Source organism: Octadecabacter ascidiaceicola, from assembly GCF_900185015.1.
In the GTDB taxonomy this organism is placed as follows: domain Bacteria; phylum Pseudomonadota; class Alphaproteobacteria; order Rhodobacterales; family Rhodobacteraceae; genus Octadecabacter; species Octadecabacter ascidiaceicola.
Genome location: NZ_FXYD01000004.1, coordinates 129,692 through 155,297 on the forward strand (window position 1 = coordinate 129,692; position 25,606 = coordinate 155,297).

Annotated in this window: 27 protein-coding genes and 1 riboswitch; of the genes, 14 read left to right on the forward strand and 13 right to left on the reverse strand. The window is 55.5% G+C overall.

The window, feature by feature from the left end; translation table 11 throughout:
- Window positions 1–63 precede the first annotated feature (63 nt).
- Genes OCA8868_RS12440 through dxs form a run of 4 tightly spaced genes read left to right on the forward strand, consistent with a single transcriptional unit; the run spans window position 64 to window position 3,997 of the window.
- Entirely contained in the window at window positions 64–987 is a 924-nt protein-coding gene (locus tag OCA8868_RS12440) for a histone deacetylase family protein (RefSeq protein WP_093997212.1), read from the forward strand.
- Window positions 984–1,220, forward strand: a complete 237-nt coding sequence (locus OCA8868_RS12445; protein ID WP_049835809.1) for an exodeoxyribonuclease VII small subunit — start codon at window positions 984–986, stop codon at window positions 1,218–1,220. Before OCA8868_RS12440 ends, OCA8868_RS12445 begins: the two co-directional genes overlap by 4 nt.
- The gene (locus OCA8868_RS12450) at window positions 1,213–2,076 is read left to right on the forward strand and encodes a polyprenyl synthetase family protein (protein WP_093996912.1); all 864 of its coding nucleotides are present in this window, start codon (window positions 1,213–1,215) and stop codon (window positions 2,074–2,076) included. Before OCA8868_RS12445 ends, OCA8868_RS12450 begins: the two co-directional genes overlap by 8 nt.
- A 13-nt stretch (window positions 2,077–2,089) precedes the next feature.
- Window positions 2,090–3,997 (forward strand): 1-deoxy-D-xylulose-5-phosphate synthase, encoded by a 1,908-nt coding sequence (gene dxs / locus OCA8868_RS12455; protein ID WP_093996913.1) that lies wholly within the window; start codon window positions 2,090–2,092, stop codon window positions 3,995–3,997.
- 46 nt (window positions 3,998–4,043) lie between these two features.
- On the opposite strand, the gene OCA8868_RS12460 is transcribed toward dxs, so the two are convergent.
- On the reverse strand, window positions 4,044–4,814 hold the full coding sequence (locus OCA8868_RS12460; protein ID WP_093996914.1) for an ion transporter: 771 nt from the start codon (window positions 4,812–4,814) through the stop codon (window positions 4,044–4,046).
- Window positions 4,815–4,872: 58 nt separating this feature from the next.
- Window positions 4,873–5,730, reverse strand: a complete 858-nt coding sequence (locus tag OCA8868_RS12465) for an SDR family oxidoreductase (protein WP_093996915.1) — start codon at window positions 5,728–5,730, stop codon at window positions 4,873–4,875.
- A 53-nt stretch (window positions 5,731–5,783) separates the two neighbouring features.
- Between OCA8868_RS12465 and OCA8868_RS12470 the strand changes: the two genes are divergently transcribed.
- Both OCA8868_RS12470 and aroQ read left to right on the forward strand, forming a co-directional pair.
- The gene (locus OCA8868_RS12470; protein WP_093996916.1) at window positions 5,784–6,404 is read left to right on the forward strand and encodes a class I SAM-dependent DNA methyltransferase; all 621 of its coding nucleotides are present in this window, start codon (window positions 5,784–5,786) and stop codon (window positions 6,402–6,404) included.
- A 40-nt stretch (window positions 6,405–6,444) separates the two neighbouring features.
- The gene (gene aroQ / locus OCA8868_RS12475; RefSeq protein WP_093996917.1) at window positions 6,445–6,879 is read left to right on the forward strand and encodes a type II 3-dehydroquinate dehydratase; all 435 of its coding nucleotides are present in this window, start codon (window positions 6,445–6,447) and stop codon (window positions 6,877–6,879) included.
- Here aroQ and OCA8868_RS12480 read toward each other — a convergent pair.
- The 5 genes from OCA8868_RS12480 to OCA8868_RS12500 all read right to left on the reverse strand — a co-directional run bounded on the left by OCA8868_RS12480 (window position 6,876) and on the right by OCA8868_RS12500 (window position 12,657).
- Window positions 6,876–7,658: a carnitinyl-CoA dehydratase gene (locus tag OCA8868_RS12480; RefSeq protein ID WP_093996918.1), complete on the reverse strand. Its 783-nt coding sequence runs from the start codon at window positions 7,656–7,658 to the stop codon at window positions 6,876–6,878. The two genes, aroQ and OCA8868_RS12480, sit on opposite strands and share 4 nt — an antisense overlap.
- Complete coding sequence (locus tag OCA8868_RS12485) at window positions 7,651–9,666, reverse strand: acetate--CoA ligase family protein (RefSeq protein ID WP_093996919.1); 2,016 nt, start codon at window positions 9,664–9,666, stop codon at window positions 7,651–7,653. The genes OCA8868_RS12480 and OCA8868_RS12485 overlap by 8 nt, the downstream gene beginning before the upstream one ends.
- On the reverse strand, window positions 9,663–10,826 hold the full coding sequence (locus OCA8868_RS12490; RefSeq protein WP_093996920.1) for an acyl-CoA dehydrogenase family protein: 1,164 nt from the start codon (window positions 10,824–10,826) through the stop codon (window positions 9,663–9,665). Before OCA8868_RS12490 ends, OCA8868_RS12485 begins: the two co-directional genes overlap by 4 nt.
- Window positions 10,827–10,925: 99 nt before the next feature.
- Window positions 10,926–11,912 carry a sterol desaturase family protein gene (locus tag OCA8868_RS12495; protein ID WP_093996921.1) on the reverse strand — a complete coding sequence of 329 codons (987 nt, stop codon included), beginning with the start codon at window positions 11,910–11,912 and terminating at the stop codon, window positions 10,926–10,928.
- Window positions 11,902–12,657 (reverse strand): class II aldolase and adducin N-terminal domain-containing protein, encoded by a 756-nt coding sequence (locus OCA8868_RS12500; RefSeq protein ID WP_093996922.1) that lies wholly within the window; start codon window positions 12,655–12,657, stop codon window positions 11,902–11,904. Before OCA8868_RS12500 ends, OCA8868_RS12495 begins: the two co-directional genes overlap by 11 nt.
- Window positions 12,658–12,871: 214 nt before the next feature.
- On the opposite strand from OCA8868_RS12500, the gene OCA8868_RS12505 reads away from it, so the two are divergent.
- The 5 genes from OCA8868_RS12505 (at window position 12,872) to OCA8868_RS12525 (ending at window position 16,906) form a co-directional block, all read left to right on the forward strand.
- Window positions 12,872–14,350: an AMP nucleosidase gene (locus OCA8868_RS12505; RefSeq protein WP_093996923.1), complete on the forward strand. Its 1,479-nt coding sequence runs from the start codon at window positions 12,872–12,874 to the stop codon at window positions 14,348–14,350.
- Window positions 14,351–14,489: 139 nt separating this feature from the next.
- Entirely contained in the window at window positions 14,490–14,780 is a 291-nt protein-coding gene (locus tag OCA8868_RS12510) for an HU family DNA-binding protein (protein ID WP_049836208.1), read from the forward strand.
- A 65-nt stretch (window positions 14,781–14,845) separates the two neighbouring features.
- Complete coding sequence (locus OCA8868_RS12515) at window positions 14,846–15,730, forward strand: DMT family transporter (protein ID WP_245848240.1); 885 nt, start codon at window positions 14,846–14,848, stop codon at window positions 15,728–15,730.
- Between the two features lie 38 nt (window positions 15,731–15,768).
- Complete coding sequence (locus OCA8868_RS12520; protein ID WP_093996924.1) at window positions 15,769–16,482, forward strand: cytochrome c biogenesis CcdA family protein; 714 nt, start codon at window positions 15,769–15,771, stop codon at window positions 16,480–16,482.
- A gap of 13 nt (window positions 16,483–16,495) precedes the next feature.
- On the forward strand, window positions 16,496–16,906 hold the full coding sequence (locus OCA8868_RS12525; RefSeq protein WP_093996925.1) for a thioredoxin family protein: 411 nt from the start codon (window positions 16,496–16,498) through the stop codon (window positions 16,904–16,906).
- On the opposite strand, the gene aroC is transcribed toward OCA8868_RS12525, so the two are convergent.
- On the reverse strand, window positions 16,903–18,006 hold the full coding sequence (aroC, locus tag OCA8868_RS12530) for a chorismate synthase (protein WP_093996926.1): 1,104 nt from the start codon (window positions 18,004–18,006) through the stop codon (window positions 16,903–16,905). The two genes, OCA8868_RS12525 and aroC, sit on opposite strands and share 4 nt — an antisense overlap.
- Window positions 18,007–18,077: 71 nt before the next feature.
- Window positions 18,078–18,180, forward strand: a riboswitch (TPP riboswitch).
- A gap of 37 nt (window positions 18,181–18,217) precedes the next feature.
- Between aroC and OCA8868_RS12535 the strand changes: the two genes are divergently transcribed.
- From OCA8868_RS12535 to OCA8868_RS12545, 3 genes are read left to right on the forward strand one after another with little or no spacing between them, the layout of a single operon-like run.
- Window positions 18,218–19,198 carry a thiamine ABC transporter substrate-binding protein gene (locus OCA8868_RS12535; RefSeq protein WP_093996927.1) on the forward strand — a complete coding sequence of 327 codons (981 nt, stop codon included), beginning with the start codon at window positions 18,218–18,220 and terminating at the stop codon, window positions 19,196–19,198.
- Complete coding sequence (locus OCA8868_RS12540) at window positions 19,174–20,670, forward strand: ABC transporter permease family protein (RefSeq protein WP_093996928.1); 1,497 nt, start codon at window positions 19,174–19,176, stop codon at window positions 20,668–20,670. Before OCA8868_RS12535 ends, OCA8868_RS12540 begins: the two co-directional genes overlap by 25 nt.
- Window positions 20,657–21,349 carry a thiamine ABC transporter ATP-binding protein gene (locus tag OCA8868_RS12545; protein WP_093996929.1) on the forward strand — a complete coding sequence of 231 codons (693 nt, stop codon included), beginning with the start codon at window positions 20,657–20,659 and terminating at the stop codon, window positions 21,347–21,349. The genes OCA8868_RS12540 and OCA8868_RS12545 overlap by 14 nt, the downstream gene beginning before the upstream one ends.
- A gap of 53 nt (window positions 21,350–21,402) precedes the next feature.
- Here OCA8868_RS12545 and OCA8868_RS12550 read toward each other — a convergent pair whose 3' ends face one another.
- The 5 genes from OCA8868_RS12550 to OCA8868_RS12570 all read right to left on the reverse strand — a co-directional run bounded on the left by OCA8868_RS12550 (window position 21,403) and on the right by OCA8868_RS12570 (window position 25,601).
- Window positions 21,403–22,272 carry a cytochrome c1 gene (locus OCA8868_RS12550; RefSeq protein ID WP_093996930.1) on the reverse strand — a complete coding sequence of 290 codons (870 nt, stop codon included), beginning with the start codon at window positions 22,270–22,272 and terminating at the stop codon, window positions 21,403–21,405.
- 10 nt (window positions 22,273–22,282) lie between these two features.
- Window positions 22,283–23,626: a cytochrome b gene (locus OCA8868_RS12555; RefSeq protein ID WP_093996931.1), complete on the reverse strand. Its 1,344-nt coding sequence runs from the start codon at window positions 23,624–23,626 to the stop codon at window positions 22,283–22,285.
- A gap of 12 nt (window positions 23,627–23,638) precedes the next feature.
- Entirely contained in the window at window positions 23,639–24,223 is a 585-nt protein-coding gene (petA, locus tag OCA8868_RS12560; protein ID WP_093996932.1) for a ubiquinol-cytochrome c reductase iron-sulfur subunit, read from the reverse strand.
- A gap of 149 nt (window positions 24,224–24,372) precedes the next feature.
- Complete coding sequence (locus OCA8868_RS12565; protein WP_093996933.1) at window positions 24,373–24,966, reverse strand: glutathione S-transferase; 594 nt, start codon at window positions 24,964–24,966, stop codon at window positions 24,373–24,375.
- An 11-nt stretch (window positions 24,967–24,977) separates the two neighbouring features.
- Window positions 24,978–25,601 carry an FMN-binding negative transcriptional regulator gene (locus tag OCA8868_RS12570; protein WP_093996934.1) on the reverse strand — a complete coding sequence of 208 codons (624 nt, stop codon included), beginning with the start codon at window positions 25,599–25,601 and terminating at the stop codon, window positions 24,978–24,980.
- Between the last annotated feature and the right edge of the window lie 5 nt (window positions 25,602–25,606).

Here is a 25,606-nt window from a genome sequence, read left to right on the forward strand (position 1 = left end):
GGCTGCGTTAGGAGCCTCCGGCGGGGATATTTTTGAAACAAAAGCAAATAGAAGGTGCGTGTTTTGGCGACTGCATTGATTACACATAAAGCGTGTTACGATCACGTGACGCCACAGGGGCATCCAGAACAAGTTGCGCGGTTGGATGCGGTTTTGGGTGCGCTTGATGGGCTGGAGTTGGAGCGGGTGAGCGCGCCAATGGCGGCGGATGATGATCTGTTGCGGGCGCATCCAAAAGCGCATGTCGATGCAATCAAGGCGGCGGCGCCAAGCGAGGGGTGGCGCTCGCTTGATGCGGATACGCATATGTCTGTCGGGACGCTGGAAGCTGCGTATCGCGCGGCGGGTGGCGTTGTTAAGGCGGTTGATCTGGTGATGTCTGGAGACGTTGGCAATGCGTTTTCTGCGATGCGCCCACCGGGGCACCACGCAGAGCGCGAAACGGCGATGGGGTTTTGTTTCTTTGGCTCCATTGCGGTGGCGTCCAAGCACGCGCTGGATTTTCACGGGCTAAAGCGCGTCGCGATCTTGGATTTTGATGTGCACCATGGAAATGGCACGCAAGATTTGGTCGAAGAAGACGCACGGATCTTGTTTTGCTCAAGCCATCAGATGCCGCTGTATCCAGGAACAGGGGCCGCGCATGAGACTGGTGTTGGCAACGTTGTGAATGTGCCGTTGCCGGATGGGTGCGGATCGGCCGCGTTTAGGGCTGCGTGGGAAGCGCATGTTTTTCCGCGCGTTGATGCGTTTAAGCCTGAACTTCTGCTGATCTCGGCGGGATTTGATGCACATGCGGATGATCCATTGGCGGGTATGGAGTTGCGTGAGGATGATTTCGCGTGGGTGACGGGAAAGATTTGCGATTTGGCGGATAAGCATTGTCAGGGGCGTGTGGTATCCGCACTTGAGGGTGGTTATGATCTTGAGGCGCTGGGTCGGTCGGCACGCGCACACGTAGATGTATTGAAGGAACGGGCGCAATGAGTGCAGACGTACAAGACATGAGCTTTGAAGACGCACTGCGCGAGCTGGAACAGGTTGTCGGTAAGTTGGAGCGGGGCGAAGTTCCGCTGGACGAGTCTATTGCGCTGTACGAACGCGGGGCGTTGTTGAAGAAGCTTTGCGAAGGCAAGCTGAAGGACGCTGAGGAAAAGGTGGCCAAATTGACGCTGGATGGCGATGGCAAACCTACTGGGACGGCGCCGTTGGATGGCTGAGTTCAAAACAACGCTTGCGGCCGATGCCGCAGCGATTTCGGAGTTCTTGCAAGCACGGATTACCTGTGACCTGCACCCACCACTTGCCGAAGCAATGCGCTACTGCGTGGTTGGCGGAAAAGCATTGCGTGGGTTTTATGTGATGGAAAGCGCGCGTCTTCACGGGGTTTCTGGAGCAGTCGAAGTTGCCGCAGCGATTGAGTGCATGCATGCCTATTCGCTAGCCCATGATGATCTGCCTGCAATGGATGACGATGACATGCGACGGGGTCGTCCGACAGCACACAAGGTTTGGGATGATGCGACTGCGATTTTGGCCGGCGATGCGTTGCAGGCTTTGGCGTTTGAATTGATTGGTGACACAGAATTTCCCGGTAACACGCGGGCGGCCTTGATGGTTTCGTTGGCGAAGCAAGCGGGCATTGCTGGTATGGTTGGTGGGCAGGCTGCCGATATCGCTGCTGAAACCGCTGCGGTTCCCTTCAAGCTGGATGAGATTATCGCAATGCAGAATGGCAAGACTGGCGCGTTGTTGACGTGGTCTTGTGTTGCGGGCGCTGTCATGGCGGGCGCTAACCAAGGGCCATTGAAAGCTTATGGTGATTCCGTTGGACTGGCGTTTCAAATCGCGGACGACGTATTGGACGTTGAAGGCGATGAAGCCACGGTTGGTAAGGCCGTCGGCAAGGACGAAGATGCTGGTAAGGCCACGTTTGTTTCCCTTTTGGGGCTGGATGGGGCGAAACGCCGCGCAGATGAGTTGGTGGAATCAGCCTGTGATGCGTTAAGTAAGTATGGTGACCAGGCGGAAACGCTGAAAGAGGCGGCGCGGTTTGTTGTGAACCGCACGCACTAAGGAGACGCCAGTTATGGCCGAGAGACCCAATACACCCCTACTGGATCAAGTTGATCTGCCCAGTGACCTGAACGGGCTGAGCGATGCGCAGCTGAGCGCGCTTGCGGGTGAGTTGCGGGCCGAGACGATCTCGGCCGTATCAGAAACGGGTGGGCATTTGGGTGCTGGGCTTGGTGTGGTTGAGCTGACGGTCGCATTGCATGCTGTGTTTGATGCTCCGAAAGACAAGATCATTTGGGATGTGAGCCACCAGTGTTATCCGCATAAAATTTTGACGGGGCGGCGGGATCGTATTCGCACATTGCGCCAGAAGGACGGGCTGTCTGGTTTTACGAAACGGTCCGAGTCCCCGTTCGATTGTTTTGGCGCGGCGCATTCGAGCACATCTATTTCTGCTGCCTTGGGTTTCGCTGTTGCGCGTGATCTTGGGGGTGAAGGCGGTGATGCGATTGCGGTGATTGGTGATGGGTCGATGTCTGCGGGCATGGCTTATGAGGCGATGAATAACGCCGGGCATTTGAACAAACGCTTGATCGTCATTCTGAACGACAACGAGATGTCGATTGCGCCACCTGTTGGAGCGATGTCTTCGTATTTGTCGCGCCTATATGCGGGCAATCCGTTTCAGGAATTTAAGGCTGCGGCGAAGGGTGCGGTTTCGTTTCTACCTGAGCCACTTCAGGAAGGTGCGCGACGGGCTAAGGAAATGCTTAAAGGCATGACCGTTGGTGGGACATTGTTTGAGGAACTTGGGTTTTCCTATGTGGGGCCGATTGATGGCCACGATATGGAACAGCTTTTGTCGGTACTGCGTACGGTGAAAACCCGCGCGACGGGGCCGATCCTGATCCACGCGATTACCAAGAAGGGTAAAGGCTACGCGGAACATCGCGCCGACCGTGGTCATGCGACGGCGAAGTTTGATGTCGTTACGGGTGAACAGAAAAAGACGCCGAGCAACGCGCCGTCATATACATCGGTGTTTGCTGAAAGCCTGATCAAAGAAGCGACCAAAGACGACAAGATTGTAGCGGTTACGGCTGCGATGCCGGACGGGACGGGGCTTGATCGTTTCATGAGCCGTTTTACGAGCCGCTGTTTTGATGTTGGCATTGCTGAGCAACACGCGGTGACGTTTTGTGCGGGGATGGCGGCAGGCGGAATGAAGCCGTTTTGCGCGCTGTATTCCACCTTCCTGCAACGCGGCTACGACCAGATTGTGCATGATGTTGCGATCCAACGTTTGCCTGTCCGTTTTGCAATTGATCGCGCTGGGCTGGTTGGCGCGGATGGTGCGACGCATGCGGGGTCGTTTGATGTCGCGTTCCTCGCCAACCTTCCGGGGTTTGTGGTGATGGCTGCGGCAGATGAGGCTGAATTGGTGCGTATGGTTGCAACCGCCGTGGCGCATGATGATGGGCCCATCGCGTTCCGTTTCCCACGTGGAGAGGGTGTTGGGGTTGAGATTCCTGATGATGCGCAGCCGCTTGAAATTGGGAAAGGGCGCATGGTCCGTGAAGGTGCACGTGTTGCGATTCTATCATTTGGTACGCGCCTGCAAGAGGTTGAGAAAGCCTGCGAAGCGCTGGCCGCCAAAGGCATCACGCCGACGGTGGCAGATGCGCGCTTTGCCAAGCCGCTGGACCGCGATATGATCCTTGGGCTTGCGGCGGACCACGAGGCGTTGATCACTGTTGAAGAGGGCGCCGTTGGTGGGTTTGGATCCCACGTAGCGCAGCTGTTGGCGGATGAGGGTGTGTTTGATCACGGGCTGAAGTTCCGTTCGATGGTGTTGCCGGATATCTTTATCGATCAGGCCGGACCACGCGAAATGTATGAAGTCGCGGGTATGAATGCGGAACACATCGAAGCGAAGGTTTTGGATGTGTTGGGTGTCGAGGTGATCGGTAAGCGGGCTTGATGGGGGAGACGCTGTTGCCTTCGGCAAAACGCCCCTCCCGCCATCCCTATTTTTCGCTGAGACGCTTTTCGATAGCTTCTAGGCGGGTAAGAACCTCATCGCGGTAGCTGTCGGTTGCGGCATTGGATTCTTCTGCGTGGGCGTCCTGCATCGAGTTCACGATAAGACCAACCAGCAAGTTAACAACTGCGAAGGTTGTGACCATGATGAATGGTACAAAGAAGGCCCAAGCATATTTATAGGTTTCCATGACGGGGCGCACGATGCCCATCGACCAGCTTTCCAGCGTCATGATTTGGAACAGCGAATAGCCGGATGCGCCAAGCGTGCCGAACCATTCTGGAAATGCCTCGCCAAACAGTTTTGTCGCCATAACAGAGCCTATGTAGAAGATAAGCGACATCAGGAGGAACACGCTGCCCATGCCGGGAAGGGCGGACAAGAAGCCTTCGACAACACGGCGCAGGTTCGGGGATACGGCGACAAGTCGCAACACTCGCAAAATGCGCAGGGCACGTAGAACCGAGAACGTTTGCGCCGCTGGTACGAGCGCGATGCCGACGATGACGAAGTCGAACAGGTTCCAGCCGGAACGGAAGAACCGGAGGTGATGCGCGAATAGTTTCGCGGTGATTTCAGCCACAAAGATGTAGAGGCAAATCATGTCGAGGAAGTGGATGAGGTCACCGACCTTGGACATGACGGTCTTGGACGTCTCTAACCCCAGAATCACCGCGTTAAATAGGATTACGCCGATGATAAAATTGCGGAAGTAAGCGGTGTCCAAGATCTGAGCGGTTTTTTCGCGAAGTGTCATGTGTGCCCTCATTAACTGCCACGCATATTGCAATGAAGTGACTCAAGGGCAAGTGGGGCTATCGCGTTTGCTGATCTGAAGCGAGCAGTGCTGCAAGGCCAACACGGTAGTCGGGGTACTTTAGCTTAATGCCGAGCTCGGATTTGATGCGATCGTTCCGCACTTTTTTGCTTTCGGCGTAAAAGCTTCGTGCCATTGGAGTCATGTCGGCAGTTTCGAAATCTTGCGCGGGCGGGATCGGCATGCCCAGAAGTTCAGCAGCGTGCGCTATGACGTCTTCGGGTGGCGCGGGGTCATCATCGCACAGGTTATAGATCGCGCCAGCGTTGGGTTGATCGATGGATGCAGCGAGGATTTGGGCAATGTCTTCGACATGGATGCGACTGAAAACCTGACCCTGTTTGATGATGCGCCGTGCGGTCCCATTGCGAACCTTGGCAAACGGACCACGACCCGGTCCGTAGATTCCAGCGAGGCGAAAAATATGAAGCGGAAGGTCGAGGGATTGCCATTCGGCTTCGGCATCCACGCGCATTTGCCCGCGTTTGGTGGACGGGGTGAGGGGAGTGGTTTCATCGACCCAACCGCCGTCGTGATCACCGTAAACGCCAGTGGTCGACAAATAGCCGACCCATTCAAACTGATCGCGTCGGATTTCGATTTCTGCGCGAAGCTCGGTCAGAACAGGATCGCCTTGTTCGGTAGGGCCAGCGGAAATGAGCAGGTGGGTTGCAGCGTTGAGGGCAGGGATGAGGTCAGCACCCGGCCAAATGCGTGGCTCAATGCCTTCGCTCATCAATTGGGCGGCTTTGTCCTCATTGCGGGTGGTGCCGATGATGCGCCAGTCATCCGGCAAAAGCGCCGAGAGCGCCTGTGCTGAGTAACCGTGGCCGAAAGAGAGAAGCGTTTTTGTCATGCCCTTTCGTGGCGCAGGCTGCGTCGTGGTGCAAGGTGTGTTAGGCTGATTTCATGACAGATGAACCGGATCTAAAAAGCGCATATGCGTTGAATACACCCGATGATGCCAAACGCCTTTATGCGGCATGGGCGGAAACCTATGATAGCGATTTTGGCGAGGCGCAGGGATACTTGTCGCCCCGTGAAGTGGTGCGAGTGTTTGCGCAGGCTGGCGGGCAAGGCCCTGTTCTTGATGTTGGTGCAGGTACGGGGCTTGTCGGCGAAGGCTTGGCCGCAGCGGGGGTTGGCCCGATTGATGCGCTTGATCTGTCTGATGAGATGCTGACTGTCGCAAGGTCCAAAGGTGTTTACCGAGAAACGATTGCTGCAGATGTGACACAGCCGCTTTCGATTGGGCCGTATCGCGGGATAATCAGCGCGGGGACGTTTACGATGGGGCATGTGGGGCCGGAAGGCATTCCACCCTTGCTCGAGATCGCCGAGGTGGGGTGTTTGTTTGTTATATCGGTCAACGCAAAGCACTTTGAAAGTGCTGGTTTTGAGGCGCTTTTTGCAGGATTAGACACTGAAATTCACGAATTCTCCTTCGAGGACGTGCGTATCTACAGTGACAAAGCCGATCTGTCGCATCGCTACGACACTGCGCGGCTTGTCCAGTTTCGGAAGGCTTGAGGGCTTGCCATAGCGCAGCCCATAGCGGATGGTCTGCGCTATGGATAAAATACTTCTTCTCAATGGCCCGAACTTGAACCTTTTGGGGCAACGTCAGCCTGAAATCTATGGCTCTGAGACGCTCGATGATGTCGTGGCGACATGCACGGCGCTGGGCGCCGAACTTGGGGTCGAGGTGGACGCGCGTCAGTCGAACCATGAAGGGGTTTTGGTGGATTGGATTCAAGAAGCGCGCGGCGATGCTGCGGGCATCATTATCAATCCCGGTGCGCTGAGCCATACGTCGGTTGCGATTTTGGATGCGCTGAACGCGTTCGAGGGGCCGGTGATGGAGGTCCATATTTCAAACATCCACAAACGCGAGAGATTCCGGCATCATTCCTATGTGTCCGGCCGCGCCGAAGGCGTTATCGCGGGCTTCGGCACGGACGGGTACGGCTTTGCAATGCGTCGGATTGTGGCGGTTCTGGCCTAGCGGCCCTTCCAAACAGGATCGCGTTTTTCGGCAAAGGCTTTGGCACCTTCAAGCTGATCTTCGCTGGAATAGAGTCTATCTATCGACCCTAGTTGCCGTTTTGTGATGCGGTTCATCGCGTCTTGGAACTTGGAATCCTCAGCGTCGCGCACGACTTCCTTAATGGCTGCGTAAACAAGCGGCGGTCCGGACGCCAAAAGGCGCGCCATGTCCCAAGCTTGTTCCATCAGGTCGCCCGCAGGGTGAACGTGGTTGATAAGGCCCCAACTCAAGGCTTCGCCTGTGTCGAACCAACGACCTGTGAGCAGAAGTTCCATCGCGATATGATAGGGAATGCGCTTGGGAAGTTTGACTGACGCCGCATCTGCAACGGTGCCAGACCGGATTTCAGGCAATGCAAAGGTTGCGTGGTCAGCCGCAAGGATGATGTCCGCCGAAAGGGCCAATTCCAGCCCGCCACCGCAGCAAATGCCGTTCACGGCGGCGATAACCGGCTTGTTCATGTCGCGCAGTTCTTGCAAGCCGCCAAAACCGCCAATGCCGTAGTCACCATCAACGGCATCGCCGTCGGCGGCGGCTTTGAGATCCCAACCGGGGCAAAAGAACTTCTCGCCAGCGCCAGTTAAGATTGCGACGCGCAGTTCTGGATCATCTCGGAATTCTGCGAAGACTTCACCCATGATGCGGCTGGTCTGTAAATCGATCGCGTTTGCCTTGGGGCGATCAAGCGTAACCTCAAGAATGGCACCTTCGCGCTTTGTTTTGATCGGATTAGTCATGGTGTTTCCTTATGAGGGCATCAACGGCGACGGCGCGCGTAGGGGTGACGATAAGTGGGTTAACCTCAACCTCTTCAATGGTGTCGAGATTGGCAAGAACATACGCCTGAATCGCTTCGCATGCATCAAGAAGGGCGTCGATGTTGCCCGCGGGTTGGTTGCGATAGCCATCAAGAATTTTCGCGATTTTCAGGTGTGTTAGAGACTGTTTTAGGTGCGAACGCGAGGTCGGAAGCATTACAGAAACCGAGTCCTGCAACAGTTCTGTGAAAATTCCGCCAGCGCCGAGCGTTATGATGAACCCGTGCGCTGGATCTTTCACGACACCGATGAGAATTTCGGCGACGGCACCTGTAATCATCTCTTCTAGAATGAAAGTTTCGGACGTCATCTTAGCGCCAGCGGAACGAACAGCGTTCCCGTCGGTGAGGGACAAGGCGACGCCGCCTGTCTCACTTTTGTGGGCGATACCGACAGATTTCAGAACGTAAGTACCAGGGTTTTCATCGGCGAATGACGCGAGATGGTTGATATTTCCGGTCCGTAGGCTTGGGATTGTGACACCAACGCCGGCCAACGCCTGTTTTGCGTCGGCTTCGGGCATGGTTTCAGCCGCTTTGGTATCGGTGGGAACGGTCAGGTCCTGTTCGTGCGGTGTTCGTAACAGTGCGGCCTCTGTTGCGGCGAGTGCCTCGGCCAAACCGTTCAAAGGGATGACGCCACCTGCCATAAGCCGCTGCGCGGCGTCTTCGGGCATGAGCTCGGGAAGGGATGCAACCATCGCAATTGTTCCACCGGTTGCGCGGCGTGTGCTAAGCGCGGCTTGGATCACGCACTCCCAATCGGAAGGGTCGCAAATATCGGCGCGCGGGAAGTCGACAATCAGAAAGGTTATTGCCAAATGAGACTCTATCATGGCGGAAAATGCCCGTGTCATCGCCTCTGTGTCGCGCCAAATGTAGGTGTGGTAGTCGAGCGGATTGGCCAACGCGACCTTGGGGCCAAGGGCCGTTGATAGGCCTTTTGTTTGTTTATTCGTTAGGGGTGGAAATGAAAGCGCGGTGTCATGCGCCATATCGGCAATCAGGCTCGCCTCGCCGCCAGAGCAGCTGATTGAGGCAATTCGTCCTGAAGAAAGTCGGCCTGAGATATGAAGGATCTTTAGTGTTTCGAGCAGTGTTGGAAGGCTGTCCACGCGGGCGATTCCTAGGTGGTCCAACAATGCTTTCGCGCCGGTGTCACTGCCGGCAAGGGAAGCGGTATGAGAGATCGTCGCGTTCTGGGCCTCAATAGATTTCCCGACCTTAAGCGCCACAAGAGGGATACCCTTTGCGTGGGCCTTTCGTGCGAGGGCTTGCCATGCGGGGAGGTCACTAAACCCTTCGATATGCAGCCCGATCGCAGTTACGCGGGGGTCATCCAGCAGGGCGTCCGCAATTTGCGCTTCGGAAAGCTGCGCTTGGTTCCCACAGGTTATGACGTAGGCGATTGGCAGGCCGCGCCGCTGCATTGTCAGGTTAATCGCGATGTTTGAGCTTTGAGTCAGAATCGCAACGCCGCGTTCAACGGGACGGCATCCGTGTTGGTCGGGCCAAAGCGATACACCGTCGAGCGCGTTTATCATGCCATAGCAATTTGGCCCAAGGATCGGCATATCGCCAGCGGCCTTAAGTAGGCGCGCGTTCGCATCTTGTCCGTCGTCGGTTTCGCCAAAACCACTGGCAAAACAAACGGCACCACCTGCGCCAAGGCGGGATAGGCGTTCGACCGCACCAATCGTTGCGTCGCGGTTGATGCCGATAAAAACAGCGTCTGGTGGTGTCGGAAGATCAAGGACCGTTTGGTAGGCTTTGAGGCCGCAAATCTCTTCACGGCTTGGGTGAATGGGCCAGTTGTCACCGTCGAAATTCGACTTTTGCAGCTGTTCAATGACAGAACGGCACCAAGCGCCGCCGCCAATAACGGCGACGCTTTTAGGGCGAAATAGTCTCGAAAAGTCAAGTTTCATGCGCCAAGGGTCCGTAACATTTCGCGGCTAATGATGTGGCGTTGAATTTCGGAGGTGCCGTCCCAGATGCGTTCAACGCGTGCGTCGCGCCAGAAGCGCTCTAACGGGTAGTCATCCATTAACCCCATGCCGCCGTGAATTTGGATCGCTGCATCCGTGACACGGGATAGCATTTCAGAAGCGTAGAGTTTGGCGCTGGCAATCTCTCGATTTGCGGGGAGGCCTTTGTCGAGGCGATCAGCCGCGGCGAGCGTAAGGAGATCTGCTGCGTCGATTTCGGTGATCATGTCGGCGAGTTGGAAGCTGATACCTTGGAATTTGCCGATCTTTTGGCCGAATTGTTCGCGTTCAGCGGCATAATCTAGGGCGTAGTCAAAGACGCGACGTGCGCGGCCGACGGACATAGTGGCAACGGTAATGCGCGTCGCGTAAAGCCACTCGTTCATGACGGCAAAACCACCGTCGACTTCGCCCAAGACCTGAGCATCGGGCAGGCGGCAATCGTCAAAGTCGAGGATCATGTTTTTGTAGCCACGATGGGAGACGGATTTGTAGCCGTCGCGAATGGTGAAGCCAGGGGTGCCGCGGTCCACGAGGAATGTGGTGATCCGCTTTTTAGGGCCACGTGGTGTTTGGTCCTCACCTGTCGCGACGAAGACGATGATGAAATCCGCATGGTCGGCACCCGAGATGAAGTGTTTCGTGCCGTTGAGAACCCAATCGCCACCATCGCGCACGGCGGTACATTTCATGCCGCGAACGTCGCTGCCTGCACCGGGTTCTGTCATCGCAAGGGCGTCCATCCGTTCGCCACGAATGGCAGGATCACGATAGCGTTCGATTTGTTCGCCTTCGCAGGCCATGAGGATGTTTTGCGGGCGGCCAAAGAAGTGGTTGAGCGCCATAGACCCGCGCCCGAGTTCGCGTTCCACCAAAGCGAATTCGAGATGGTTCAGGCCAGCGCCACCCGCGCTTTCGGGAAAGTTGCAGGCGTAAAAGCCGAGCTCGATCGTCTTGCGTTTGATTTCATCCGCGATTTCTTGCGGGACTTCGCCCGAGCGTTCGACGAGTTCTTCGTGCGGATAGATTTCGTTTTCTACGAAGCTGCGGACGGTATCCGCGATCATCGTGTGTTCTTCGGTGAGGCCGTAAGTTGTCATGTTGTTTTGCCTTGAATTGAAAAAAGATGCAGGGCTAGAGCCTGTTTTCTCTCCCCAAGCGGCGCGTGCTGGTCCAACGTTTGAGGTTTTCAACAAAGATCATGCGCGTCTCCGCGCTTTTAGTCGTTCGGACAATTTGGCTTTCCCATCAGGCGTGCCATCGTGCCAGCTGCCGAATAGAATGTCCCACGGAACATCGAGGTTGCCGTAGTTGCATTCGAAATAGCGGTGGTGGATTTGGTGGTGAAACATGCCCAGCTTAAGGCGTTTTTTGTTGCGGAACAGCACGCTCTCGAACCCAGTATGGGTGGTGACCGCCGAGAGACCGTAGAACGCGAGGTGGAAGATGATGTGCACCGGATGGGAGGCGATGGCGAAGTGAATGAGGACTGAACCGAAGTAAAAAAGGTGCTCAACTGGGTGCATGGACAGGCCAGACCACGGGCCAATGTCGTTGTTGCGGTGATGCAGCGCGTGGAAGCGGTACATGACGTTGGTGTGCAAGAAGCGGTGCATCCAGTAGAAATAGAAGCTCTCCCAAACAGGGATGAGGAAGAAAATTGCGATAAACCAAACTGGGTTGGTCTGGAATGTGATGACGGAGGCATAGCCATTCGCCATCGACCACCACATGAGTGATTCAAACAGAGACCAGATCGTCACGCCAGATGCGATGGTCCAAAAGATGTTGTCCTTCAATTGGCTGTCGAATGTGAACATGCGGCCCATGCGCGGAAACGGGCGTGGATCATATTTTAGGTCAGTGCCTTGCACGGCGTATTTGTGGAACCAAAGGTGTAAGATACCTGCAACGATAGACACTATTATAGCGTTTCGGAGCCATATCCCCGCGATCCAGAGGCCCGGTGTGCTGGTGGTTTCTAATGTGGGACTGGCCCAAAAAAGCACCGCAAATGAAATGCCTACAATCATCAGGTTGATGGTGATGAAGAACCAACTGTCGAAGTACCACCTTAGAACTGCCAGTGGTTTTGGTGGCCATTGCCATAGCGGGGACACCACAATCGGCGTCTCTGGCAAGTGGTTCCATTCTTGCCGTTTAGGGGGTGCGGAATCAGCTGGCATAGCCAGAACCTTCCTCATCCAAGATCGCTTTGAGCTCGGACAGGTGACGTTCGTCTTGTTCGGGATAGTCTTCGACTTCTTGCGCGGTTTTTTCAGCGACGTCGTCTGAGAGCACGCGCAATGGTTGACCGGTTTGCAGGGCGCGGATGTAGGTTTCCGCCGCACGTTCGAAATAATAGAGGCGGTTAAAGGTTTCGGCCACCGTTGCGCCGATGATCATGATTCCGTGGTTGCCCATGATCATGACCTTCTGTTTGGGGTCGGTCAGGAGGTCCGCACAGCGTTCGCCTTCCTCCTCAAAAGCCAAGCCACCATAGTGGTCATCAATCACGTATCGGTTGAAGAATGTCGCACAGTTTTGATCAATCGGAAGCAAGCGACTGTCTTTGAGGGCGGCCAGAACGGTCGCGTGGATCGAATGGACATGCATTGCGCAACGCGCGTGCGGGCAGTGGCGATGAATGCCACCGTGGAGCCCCCAAGCAGTCGGATCGGGGGCATTCGGGCCAGACAGCGTTTCAGGGTCGTTGGCGTCTACGACGATTAGATCGCTGGCTTTGATCCGGCTGAAATGCATTTGATTGGGGTTCATGAGGAACTTGGTGCCATCATCGTTGATGGCGAGGCTAAAGTGGTTCGCCACCCCTTCGTGCATATTCAAGCGTGCAGTCCACCGAAATGCAGCGGCGAGATCAACGCGTTCTTGCCAGTTAGATAGGTTTGTTTTGAGTTCGGTGACGGACATTTTAGCTCTCCTTGATTGCAGACAATACGAGGACAGGGCTTCTGACTAGAGGAAAAACGACATTTTGCGTCTCATAACCGGGGCTTGCAGAGTGTCATATTCTGGTGGCAATATGGTGCATGAATACACAGATACATTTGACGAATGCCGCCGCAGCTTGTTCTGCGGCCTTTTTCGTCGCGCATAAGAACAATAATATAAGAAGGTACGCCCAATGATGAAATCTGACGCACATCTGCCCGTAGTTTCGCCCGAAGTCCCGGCTGCTCAGGAATTCAGAGACCCGAAGGCGGCTGTTAAACGCCTGCAAGAGCTTTACCAGATCGCGGTTACATTTTTGTCTGAAACGTTTTCGGAACATGTTGCGGGCACACGGCCGGACACGCGGTTTCGCGCGTTCTACCCCGAGATTCGCATTCGCACGTCGACCTATGCGCAAACCGATACGCGGTTAAGTTTTGGTCACGTCGCAGGCCCTGGAATTTATTCAACCACCGTGACGCGGCCAGACCTGTTTGAAGGGTACTTGTTGCAGCAGATCGGATTGTTGATCGAAAATCACGACGAACCCGTGGTGATCGGTGTTTCGTTGACCCCGATGCCGATGCATTTTGCGGTTTCAGGTGAGATCGCGGTGCCGCAAGAGGGTGCGCTGAAGTTCACTCTGCGGGATGTTTTTGACGTGCCTGACCTTGCCACGACTAACGATGACATCGTGAATGGCGTCGATTTTCATCACCAAGATGGGTCCAGCCCGTTGGCGCCGTTTACAGCTCAACGGATTGATTACTCGCTTGCGCGGTTGCAACACTACACGGCAACCCAAGCAGAGCATTTTCAAAATCACGTCCTATTCACGAACTACCAGTTTTATGTCGAAGAATTTGAGGCATACGCACGTAAAATGCTTGCCGATCCGGACAGCGGTTACACGTCGTTTGTAAGCACCGGAAACCAAGTGATCACAGATGCCGATGCGCCTTTGAACGTGCCGGAAAAAATGCCTCAAATGCCAACCTATCATTTGTGTCGCGAAGGGCAGGGCGGCATTACTTTGGTGAACATTGGCGTTGGGCCAAGTAATGCGAAGACCGCGACCGATCATATTGCAGTATTGCGGCCGCATGCTTGGTTGATGGTTGGGCATTGTGCCGGTTTGCGTAACTCGCAGCGCCTTGGTGATTTCGTTCTCGCCCATGGGTACCTGCGTGAAGACCATGTGTTGGATGATGATTTGCCTGTTTGGATGCCAATCCCAGCGCTGGCCGAAATTCAGATCGCCTTGGAGGAGGCAGTGGCCTCAGTCACTGAGCTTTCTGGGTATGAACTTAAGCGGATCATGCGGACGGGGACAGTTGCGACGATTGATAACCGCAACTGGGAACTGCGAGACCAATCCGGCCCCGTTCAACGTCTGAGTCAATCGCGTGCTATTGGGTTGGATATGGAAAGTGCAACAATCGCGGCCAATGGTTTCCGGTTCCGCGTGCCATATGGCACGTTACTTTGCGTGTCTGACAAACCGTTACATGGAGAGTTGAAGCTGCCTGGAATGGCGTCAGATTTCTACAAAACGCAGGTTTCGCGGCATTTGATGATCGGAATTCGCGCGATGGAGCGTCTTCGCGAGATGCCGTTGGAGCGGATTCACAGCCGGAAATTGCGCTCATTTGAGGAAACTGCCTTCCTATAATGCAGGAAAAATGGCGATTTTACCCACAATATGCAGTTTTTCACTTGTAAAGTGGCACTATTCGTTGTGGAACATAGCCACATACAGTCTAATGACGAAGTAAGAAGCTCAATAAACGGGCAGAACGAGGAGAATGAAGATGGCTACGAAACCAATGACAAAGACACAGCTGGTAGCAACACTTGCTGAGGACATGGGTACAGACAAGAAATCCGCATCCGCAGCACTGGACGCGATTGTCGGCCTGATCACTCGCGAAGTTTCCGGCGGTGGCGCTGTTACGCTTCCAGGCGTTGGCAAAATCTACTGCCGTGAGCGTCCTGAGCGTATGGTTCGCAACCCAGCAACTGGTGAGCAAATCAAGAAAGACGCTGACAAGGTTGTTAAAATGACAATCGCGAAAGCACTCAAGGACAGCGTGAACGGCTAAGGCTGATCCGCTATTTTGGTTAGAGGGCCGCCTGAAATGGCGGCCCTTTTTCGTTTGGAGAACCGATGCAAAAAGTTGACAGCAAAGCGATACTAATGGGCATCGCATTTGGAGTTATGTGGGCGTCCGCGTTTACGTCTGCGCGGGTGATCGTGCAGTATGCGCCGCCTTTGCATGCGCTTGCCTTGCGGTTCTTGGCATCTGGCCTAATCGGTATCGTGATCGCTTTGGCAATGGGTCAGAACTGGCGGCTAACTCGCAATCAATGGGTTGCCGTTGTTGTTTTCGGCATCACCCAAAACGGGCTGTATCTGGGTTTGAATTTTGTCGCGATGCAAACAATTGAAGCGTCACTCGCGTCTATTGTTGCATCGACCATGCCGTTGCTTGCGGCCTTCGCAAGTTGGGCGGTTTTCGGTGAGAAGATAAAGCCACTGGGTGTATTGGGATTGCTGGCAGGTGTTGTCGGCGTGGTGCTGATTATGGGCGCGCGACTGCAAGGGGACATTGATCTGTTTGGTGTCGCCTTGTGTGCGATCAGCGTCATTTCCCTTACGGTTGCCACGCTTGCGATGCGTAGCGCGTCGTCGGGTGGAAACTTCTTGATGGTGGTGTCGCTCCAGATGTTCGTAGGAAGCGCGATACTGTGGGGTCCTGCACTGGTGTTTGAGACATTCGACGTCACATGGAATTGGCAACTTGTCGTCGCGTTCAGCTACACCGTACTGGTGCCCGGCCTATTGGCGACGCTGATTTGGTTTTTTCTGGTGGATCGCATCGGCGCGACACCTGCTGCCGTGTTTCACTTTCTAACGCCATTCTTTGGTGTGCTGATTGCCGCTATTCTGTTGGGCGAAAAGATGGGCTCGATGGATATTATCGGGGTGCTGATCATCACTGCAGGTATTCTGGCCGTTCAGATGTCGAAACAAAAGCCTACGTCCTTGTGAAGTGACAGTGAATGGCCTGCGCGGCATAGATTGCCGCAATGGAATTAGTATTCGCATATGTTGCTGGGTTGTTGACGCTGATAAACCCCTGTGTCCTCCCGATCTTACCGATTGTTTTGGCAAGCGCGTTGCAGGTGAGCCGTGCAGGCCCTCTCGCGCTGTGTGCTGGGCTTAGTCTTTCGTTTGTTGTGCTTGGCGTCGGCATCGCGGCGTTCGGCCGTGCTCTTGGTATTGATAACGACATGGTCGCCTTTGTCGGGGCGCTGTTGATGATCGCCTTTGGCGTCATGATGCTGGTGCCGCGTTTTGCAGAAAAGTTCGCCTCGGCGACTGGCGGTATGGCCAGTGCCGCGGACGAGCAGCTTGATGATTTAGATCGCAGTGGTTTGCACGGTCAGTTCATGGGCGGCGTTTTGCTTGGTGCGGTTTGGGTGCCGTGTGTTGGGCCCACGCTAGGTGGTGCGATTGCGTTGGCATCGACGGGTGAAAGCCTTGGGTGGGCGACGCTTATTATGTTGTTCTTTGCGCTGGGCATTTCGACGATCATTCTGCTTTTGGCCTATGGCGCGCAGGCCGCGATCCGCACACGCCGCGATTGGTTGCGCAATGTCGCGGCCAAAGCCCGCCCTGCGATGGGCGTCCTGTTCATTCTCACTGGTCTTGTGCTTGCCATTGGGCTGCACAAATACGCCGAAATCTGGCTGCTGGATAATCTTCCATATTGGCTACAGGACCTGTCGGTCCGCTTTTAGAAAGGAATACCAAATGAAACGCAGAGAATTCTTGATTGCCGCTGGTGCGACAACGCTGGTCCCATTCGCGGCGCAGGCTGAAAACCTGCTGTATACAGAAGGCTTAGTTCAGGAACGTTTGGACGCTGGCGAAACGGTGTTCCTCGACTTCAAGGCGGAGTGGTGTTCAACATGTCGTGCGCAAGAACGTGTCATCAATGCCCTCAAGGCGGAGAACGGTTCTTATGAAGAAGCCATCACCTTTATTGACGTTGATTGGGACGAATTCGGCCGTTCACAACTGGTCAACGACCTGAACATTCCACGCCGTTCGACATTGGTCGTCTTGAAGGGCGATCAAGAACTTGGCCGCATCGTTGCTGGCACTTCAACCGCCGATATTCAGAACCTGATGGATATTGCGCTGAACGCGGCGACTGCTTAACCGATCTGGCCGCGCACACCGCCTGTTTGTCCTCGGTCGAGCAAGAGATGATCGAGGACAACAGCTGCCATCATGGCCTCGCCCACAGGCACAGCGCGAATGCCAACGCAGGGGTCATGACGGCCCTTTGTGACGACTTCGGTTGGCGTGCCATCCATACGGATAGAAGCACGCGGGCTAAGGATGCTGGACGTCGGTTTCACAGCGAAACGCACGACGATGTCTTGTCCGGTTGAGATACCGCCAAGAATGCCGCCCGCGTGGTTGCTGGAATATTCAGGCCCGTTCGGACCCATGAAAATTTCATCTGCGTTTGCACGACCTGTCAGGGCAGCGGCGGCCATGCCTTCGCCGATTTCAACGCCTTTGACGGCATTGATAGACATCATCGCGGCGGAGAGATCAGTGTCTAACTTGCCGTAAACGGGCGCACCGATGCCAGCGGGCACATTTCGCGCCACGACCTCAATCATCGCACCGACCGAGTTGTGATCGTCTTTGCGCAACCAATTGATGTAGTCGGTCCATTCGTCAACGACGGCCGCATCCGGGCACCAGAAATCGTTGCCCTCAATCGCGTCCCAATCAAAGCGGGATCGGTCGATGTGCTTTTCGCCCATCTGAACCATGTAGCCTTTGATTTCGACATTCGGTGCGAGCGTTTTGATCGCTTCGCGTGCAACACCACCTGCGGCCACGCGGGACGCTGTTTCGCGGGCGGAACTACGACCGCCGCCGCGTGGGTCACGCAGGCCGTATTTCTGGTGGTAGGTGATGTCGGCGTGACCGGGACGGAAGGTGTTCAGGATATCACCGTAGTCTTTGGATCGCTGATCAGTGTTTTCGATCATCAGCTGGATTGGCGTGCCTGTGGTCTTGTCTTCATAGACGCCAGACAGGATTTTGACGGCATCAGGCTCATTGCGCTGGGTCGTCATTTTGTTTTGCCCAGGGCGGCGCTTGTCGAGCCACTGTTGGATCATCGGTGCCGTAAGCGGAACACCAGGAGGGCAGCCATCAACAGTTGCACCCAAGGCAGGACCGTGGCTTTCGCCCCAAGTTGTGACGCGGAATAGGTGTCCGTAGCTGTTAATCGACATGAATGGCTCCTTTTGAAGGGGTCTAGCGTTGCTGCGCCCCCTTGCCAAGTCTCGCGCCGCGTCCTAGGTCTGTGCGTACCTCGGGGGGCTTTGATTGAAGCTGAGATGCCACATGGCGGACCCGTTGAACCTGAACCGGTTAAGACCGGCGGAGGGAAGGTAGCGGGTACTGCCCATCCTTTCTCCGTTCGGCGCAATGAGAGGAAGAAAGATGAAGAAGACCCTACTCACTGTCGCAGGACTGACGTTTGCCAGCGTTGCTGCTGCTGAAACGAATGTTCTGACAGTTTATGCCCCTGACTATTTCGGATCCGAATGGGGCCCAGGCCCGAGCATTGAAGAAGCATTTGAAGCGCAGTGTGATTGCGATTTGCAGTACCAAACGGGCGATCTGTTGCCGCGTTTGTTGTTGGAAGGTGAGCGCACCGAGGCCGATGTTGCCATTGGGTTTAACTCTGACATCACCAAGCGTGCCCGTGAGAGCGGGTTGTTTGCACCACATGGCTTGGACTTGTCACCGCTGACGCTGCCGCTGGAATGGGCGGACGATACGTTCCTGCCGTTTAACTACGGCCACACAGCGTTCATTTATGACAACACAAAGCTAGACGGGTTTGATTCATTCGAAGCCTTGTTGAACGCGCCTGACGATGTGCGCGTGGTCATCCAAGACCCGCGTTCGTCGATCTCAGGTCTTGCTTTGGTTCTTTGGGTAAACGCTGTTTATGGCGATGAAGCCGAAGCCGCTTGGGCGCGTCTTGCGCCAAAAATCGTGACGGTCACACAGGGTTGGTCTGAAAGCTACGGTTTGTTCACCGATGGTGAAGCAGATGTGGTGCTGTCTTACACAACATCCCCAGCTTACCACATCATCGCTGAGGAAGACCTGACGAAGTCCGCGGCGATCTTCGATGAGGGTCACTATTTCATGGTTGAATTGGCGGCGAAGTTGGCTGGCACGGATAACCCTGAATTGGCGGATCAGTTCATGGCCTTCATCCTGACCGAGGAATTCCAAACAATGATTCCGACAACCAACTGGTCCTTCCCCGCTGCGTTGACAGAGGACAAATGGCCGGAAGGTTTCCAAGAACTGCCGATGCCTGAAACTGTGTTGTTCTACGACGAAAACGAAGCCGCCGCCTTGCGCGACGGAGCGATTGAAGCGTGGCGCAGCGCGCTTTCTCAATAATTGCAGCACTTGTCGTTGCAGGGCTGATAATTGGTCCCGTAACGGCGGTGTTGTGGCGGGGCGGTGGTTTCACTGCCCTGTCTGCAGCTGACGTTTCCGCCCTTCAGTTCACGATTTGGCAGGCGTTTTGGTCAGCGTTTATTAGTGTCGGATTGGCAATCCCTGTTGCTCGCGCGTTGGCACGCAGGGCGTTTTGGGGTCGGTCTGCATTGATATCCGTTATGGGCGCACCGTTCATTTTGCCGGTGATCGTTGCGATCCTTGGATTGCTAGCCGTGTTTGGCGGCAACGGGATGCTAAACTTGCTATTGTCGCCCTTGGGCTTGCCGAGGTTGGAAATCTACGGCGCGCAGGGTGTTATCCTTGCCCATGTGTTTTTCAATTTACCACTGGCTGTTCGGCTGATCCTGCAAGGGTGGCTCGCCGTTCCATCAGAACGGTTTCGCGTTGCGGCGTCGTTGGGGGCGCCCGTGTTCTGGTTGTTGGAATGGCCGATGTTGCGGCGCGTGGTTCCCGGTGCGTTCGCAGTGATCTTTGTGATTTGCTTGGGGTCGTTTGCTGTTGCCCTGACACTCGGGGGTGGCCCAAGGGCAACGACGGTTGAGCTTGCGATCTATCAAGCGTTCAAGTTTGACTTTGACCTCAGCAAAGCGGCGTCACTAGCGGTGGTGCAACTGTGTTTGGGGTTGGGTGCAGGCGGATTGGCGTTGCTGTTGTCGCGTGGCGATATGCTGGGCGCTGGCTTTGACCGTGTTGTACAGCGCTGGGATGGCTCAAAGGTATTGGATGCTGTTTTCATCTCGCTCGCGTCGTTGTTTTTGTTGGCGCCCCTTGTCGCGGTGGCGATAGCAGGGATGGCTGGTTTGCCCGACTTACCAAGCAGTATTTGGGCCGCAACGTTCCGGTCGCTGATGATCGCGCTTGGGGCTGTGGCGTTGACGATGGCACTGGCACTGCCGTTGGCAACCAAGGCGGGGGAAGCAGCGTCGTTGTTGGGGATTTCGGTGTCCGGATTGGTACTGGGCACGGGGTTGTTCCTGATTGTGCAGCCGTTTGTGCGGCCCTCATCCGTGGCGCTACCCGTTACGATGGTTGTGAATGTGTTGATGGCGTTGCCGTTCGTTCTGCGAATACTGCGGCCTGGCGTGGAATCTGCGAAGGCGGATTTTGGACGGTTAGGGCAGTCGTTGGGGTTAAGCGGATTTGCCTTGTGGCGGATCGTTTATTTGCCGCGTTTGCGACGCCCGATGGGGTTCGCAGCAGGGCTGACAGGTGCGTTGGCGATGGGGGACCTTGGGGTCATCACGTTGTTCTCGCGCCCTGGCGAAGGCACGTTGCCGTTGATGATGTATGACCTGATGGGGCGGTATCAGATGGACGCGGCTTATGGTGCTGCGCTGTTGTTGGTGGCGCTTTCGCTCGGGGTATTCTGGGTGTTTGACAAAGGAGGCCGTGCCCATGCTGTGGTGTAAGGAAGCTGAGTTCACGCAAGGCGCGTATGCGCTGGCGGCCGATTTGCGGATTCAGACGGGAAAGGTCACTGCGGTGATTGGGCCGTCTGGAGCGGGCAAGTCGACGTTACTAGGCGGCCTTGCTGGGTTTGTGCCGCAAACGCGGGGTGCGCTGTTTTGGAAGGGAACGGACATTACGAAGCTGGCGCCAGCGAAGCGGCCGGTTTCGATGCTGTTTCAGGACAACAATCTGTTCCCGCATTTGACGGTTTTGCAAAACGTCGCGCTGGCTTTGGGAGCAAAGCTGAAACCGAGTGCGGATGTTCGCAATCGGGTTGAGACGATGCTGAAACACGTTGGGCTGGACGGTTTAGCTGACCGGAAACCAGCGGAGTTGTCGGGTGGGCAACAGAGCCGTGCGGCATTGGCGCGTGCGTTGTTGCAGGATCGTGACGTGATGCTGATGGATGAGCCGTTCAGCGCCCTTGGACCCGGCTTGAAGGCCGAGATGTTGGATCTGTCCGTGGCCTTGGCGAAAGAGGCTGGGCGTACCGTTTTGATGGTGACCCATGACCCAAACGATGCGGCACGGGTGGCCGATGCGATTGTCGGTGTTTCGCCAAACAAGGCGTGGCCACCTGTCGCGACGCAAAGCTTCCTAAGCGATCCGCCAGACGTCTTTGTCGACTACCTTGGTTAAAACGAAAAAGGCCCGCCAAATTGGCGGGCCTTCCGTTTGATTGTGTCAGACGCTTAGTCCTTGCGCTTGGCCGCTGCTTTGTGCGGCGCCCACAAACGTTTGTTTGTGAGGTACAACAACACAGACAAGACAGTCAGGAAGATCACACCTGTGAGGCCCGCCTGCTTGCGTGCCATCATCTTAGGCTCAGCTGTCCACATCAAGAAGGCAGCAACGTCCTGCGCCATGTGCTCAACATCGGCGGCATGGCCGTCGTTGAACTCAAGCTGATCATCATAAAGCGGTGGCGCCATTGCGATCCAGCTGCCTGGATAGAGATGCTCTCCGTGGTCGCCTTTACACTCATCAGGATAGCCGCCTGCCGCGAAGGTCGTGTTGTAGTAACCGTCAAAGTCCTCAGGCGCACAAGATGGTGCCTCGTGATAGCCGTTCAGCAGGGAAGCGATGTATTCAGGGCCGCCCATGCCACGTGTCAGTTGGTTGATACCTGTGCCGTAAGGGCCGTGGAAACCAGCGCGCGCCTTAGCCATCAAAGACAGGTCAGGTGCGTTTGGATCATTGCTTTCAGGGAAGTGATCAGCAGGCGTTGCCGTGCGGAAATCGCCTTCGCCGTCGAACAGCGCTTCGTCGAATACTTCGTAGTATTCTGCATAAGCACGCATCTGATCTTCCGGCAGGTGTGGCCCGCCTTCATCATGCAATGTGCGGAACGCTACGAACTTCAGGCCGTGACAGGAGGAACAAACCTCAGTGTAGATCTGAAGACCACGCTGAAGCTGGTTCGTGTCATAGGAACCGAATGGACCCTCAAACGAGAAATCAAAATCCTCGACGTGGGCTTCGGAACCGGCTGCGTACGCAGAACCCGAGGCGAGGCCTAGGGTAACTGCTGCGGTAAGGGTGAGTTTGCGGAACATGTTCATCGGTCCTTTCTCACTCAGCCGGAGATGCTGCGGAGTTATCCGAAGCAGCCGTTTGGCCGTAGTGGGCGTTGAAGTCGTCCTCGATTGTCGCTGGGGGTGTCATCGGCTTTTCGATAACGCCCAGAAGCGGCAGGATTACGAGGAAATAGGCGAACCAGTACGTAGCACCGATGAGCGCGATGATCGGGTAGATACCCTCAGCTGGCATAGCGCCGGCCCACATCAAGACGATGAAGTCCACGCATAGGATGGCGAACCACCACTTGAACATCGGACGATAGCGACCGGAGCGTGTGGAGGATGTGTCGAGCCAAGGCACAAGCGCCATCACTGCGATCGCGCCGAACATCGCCAGTACGCCAAAGAACTTAGCGTCGATGATGCCGAAGCTGATCCACTCAGCGAAGATCACAACCCATACAGTGTTATCGAAGGCCCGCAGGATCGCGTAGAATGGCAAGAAGTACCATTCAGGAACGATGTGCGCTGGTGTGACCAGTGCGTTGGCTTCGATGTAGTTGTCTGGGTGGCCAAGGAAGTTTGGCATGAAGCCAACGATTGCTACGAAGACCGTCAGAATGACGGACAGCGCGAACAGATCCTTGATCACGAAGTAAGGCCAGAACGGAAGCGTGTCTTTCTCAGCTTCTTCTTTGGAACCGCGACGAACCTCAACACCTGTTGGGTTGTTGTTGCCTGTCGTGTGGAACGCCCAGATGTGAACGATCACAAGGGCCGCAATCACGAATGGCAGAAGGTAGTGCAGCGAGAAGAAGCGGTTCAGAGCAGGTTGGCCAACGGCGCTGGCGCCCAAGAGCCAAGTCTGAAGGCTTTCACCGATGAACGGGATCGCACCGAAAAGGCCAGTAATAACGGCTGTACCGTGGAAGGACATTTGACCCCAAGGCAGAACGTAGCCCAAGAAGCCTGTCGCCATCATCAACAGGAAGATCAACATGCCGATGATCCACGTGACTTCGCGTGGGGCTTTGTATGAACCGTAGTAAAGGCCGCGGAACATGTGGGCGTAAACAGCCACGAAGAACAGTGATGCACCGTTCATGTGGAAGTAGCGGATCATGTGACACGAATTCACGTCGCGCATACAGTGTTCAACAGATGAGAACGCCATTTCGACGTGCGGTGTGTAGTGCATCACAAGGACAACGCCCGTTGCGATCTGCAAAACAAGTGTGAAGGCCAAAACGATGCCCCAGATCCACATCCAGTTCAGGTTCTTTGGTGTGGGGATCATCAATGTGCCGTAGATGAGGCCAATTACCGGAAGGCGGCTTTCGAGCCACTTTTCAGCGTTAGACTTCGGTTCGTAATGGTCGTGGGGAATGCCACCCATGTGTCTATCTCCTTAACCGAGTTCGATAGTTGTTGCGTCAACCCAACGCGCAGGCGGAACCGGAAGGTTCTCTGGCGCGGGGCCTTTACGAATGCGGCCAGCCAAATCGTAGTGAGAGCCGTGACATGGGCAGAACCAACCACCAAAATCACCAGCGCCGTCACCAAGTGGAACGCAGCCAAGGTGTGTACAAACACCCATTTGAACAATCCATGCGCCGTCGGCTTCGCCTTCAGGGGATGGCATTACGCGGTTGGCGTCAGATGCATCAGCCGTCGCCTCCAAGTTTTCATTGCGGGCGAAACCGTCGATAAATTCCGCTGCTTCGGCGTCTTGCGCCTGAGCTTCTGCGATTTCTGACCCTGTCCGGTGACGGATAAAAACGGGTTTGCCCTGCCACAGCACTGTAAGCTGCATGCCCGGCTCAACGGCACTTACGTCCTGTCGAATCGAAGCAAGCGCAAGAACATCTGCGGATGGGTTCATTTGATTTACGAGCGGCCAAACCGAGGCACCCGTGATAACTGCACCAGCGCCAGCGGTTGCATAATAAATAAAGTCGCGGCGCGTTGTGTGATCGTCTTCTGCTGTAGACACCTATCTAACTCCGGATTCTGGGGCTTTTGCCCGTCAAATACGACGAAAGCCCCTCAAAAGGGACATTCATTCCGTTTGGTTCTTAGCGGCCAACACTGCGCAGGTCCAGCAAGATTCAAGCACAGTTCGTCGCATGCGGCGATTGGCCCTTAGGTGGGTTTGGTCGCCTGCATAGAGTCGCGGTTCTCAAATTCGGCCTGCCAGTTGGCCAAAGATTCGTTGCCGTGGCGCCAATTGCGGGCGTCGTGACGCAGATCGACGTAGGAGAGAGCACAGGAAACCGCGATTTGGGCCATATTAAGTGGACCGTTCAGGTGGCTCATCCAACGGCTGTTTATTGCGGCTATGGCGCGGGATGCCTTGCCCCATTGGGCGTCAACCCATTCAGGTGCGTCGTCGCGGAAGCGTTCGCCGTAGATCATGCCGACGGTCACGACCATTAGCTCGTCTGCGGTCGCCTCAAGCGTTAGGACTTCGTAGAGGCTGGTTGCGGGGTAAAGACCAGCATCGGCCATATCGTCCAGGTAGCGTGTTATCACGCGGCTGTCGTAGATTGCAGGGCCATCTTCACGGATGAGAGCCGGTATTTTCCCCAAGGGATTCGCAGCCAGAATTTCGGGAGCAGAATTTAGCGGCGTTGATGAAACTTGCTCCTCTTCGACACGGTCAATCAGCCCAGTTTCACGCAATAACACGCGGGCTTTGCGGGCGAACGGGGAGGGTGGGGACATGATGAGCTTCATGAGGTGTCCTTTCAGTCGTCGTTAGGTGGGTTGCGCATAAGGTCGGCAAGGGCGCTTGTTTCCATACCGATGCCGCTTTGCGCCATTTCATCAGCGGCGCGCAGGCGCACGTCGTCAGGTTTGTTTTGGTTGAGCTTAAAGGTGCTTTGAATATCCGTGATGGTCAAACGGCAGGGAACAATCTGGCGCATCATTTTGTCGAGGACTTCTGGCGTCATTTTCTGGGTCGTCCACGGCGTTTTGGGAAGCTGGTTTTCAAACAGAGCCGACTGGCGGTCCAACACATCACGGATCATGTCTTGGTCAAGCTTTTCCAACGTGCCGCGAATGTGGACAGAAACGTAATTCCATGTTGGGACTTGGTCGTCAGCGCCGTACCAATCCGGCGAAACATAGCCATCCGGCCCTGTAATCGCGAGGAGTACCGTCAGGGGTTCGGACAACGCACGCGTGATGGGGTTTGAGCGTACCAAGTGAAGGTCGAGCGTGGTGGCATCATCGGAAAGCAGGACGGGAACGTGGGATGCTAGCAATCCGTCGGGGCCCATTGCCGTGATCTGACCAAAGGCGCGTTCGCGCACAAATTCGATTGCACGGTCTTCTGGTGTTCTGCGGTAGATCGGGTTGGGGTGCATGGCGG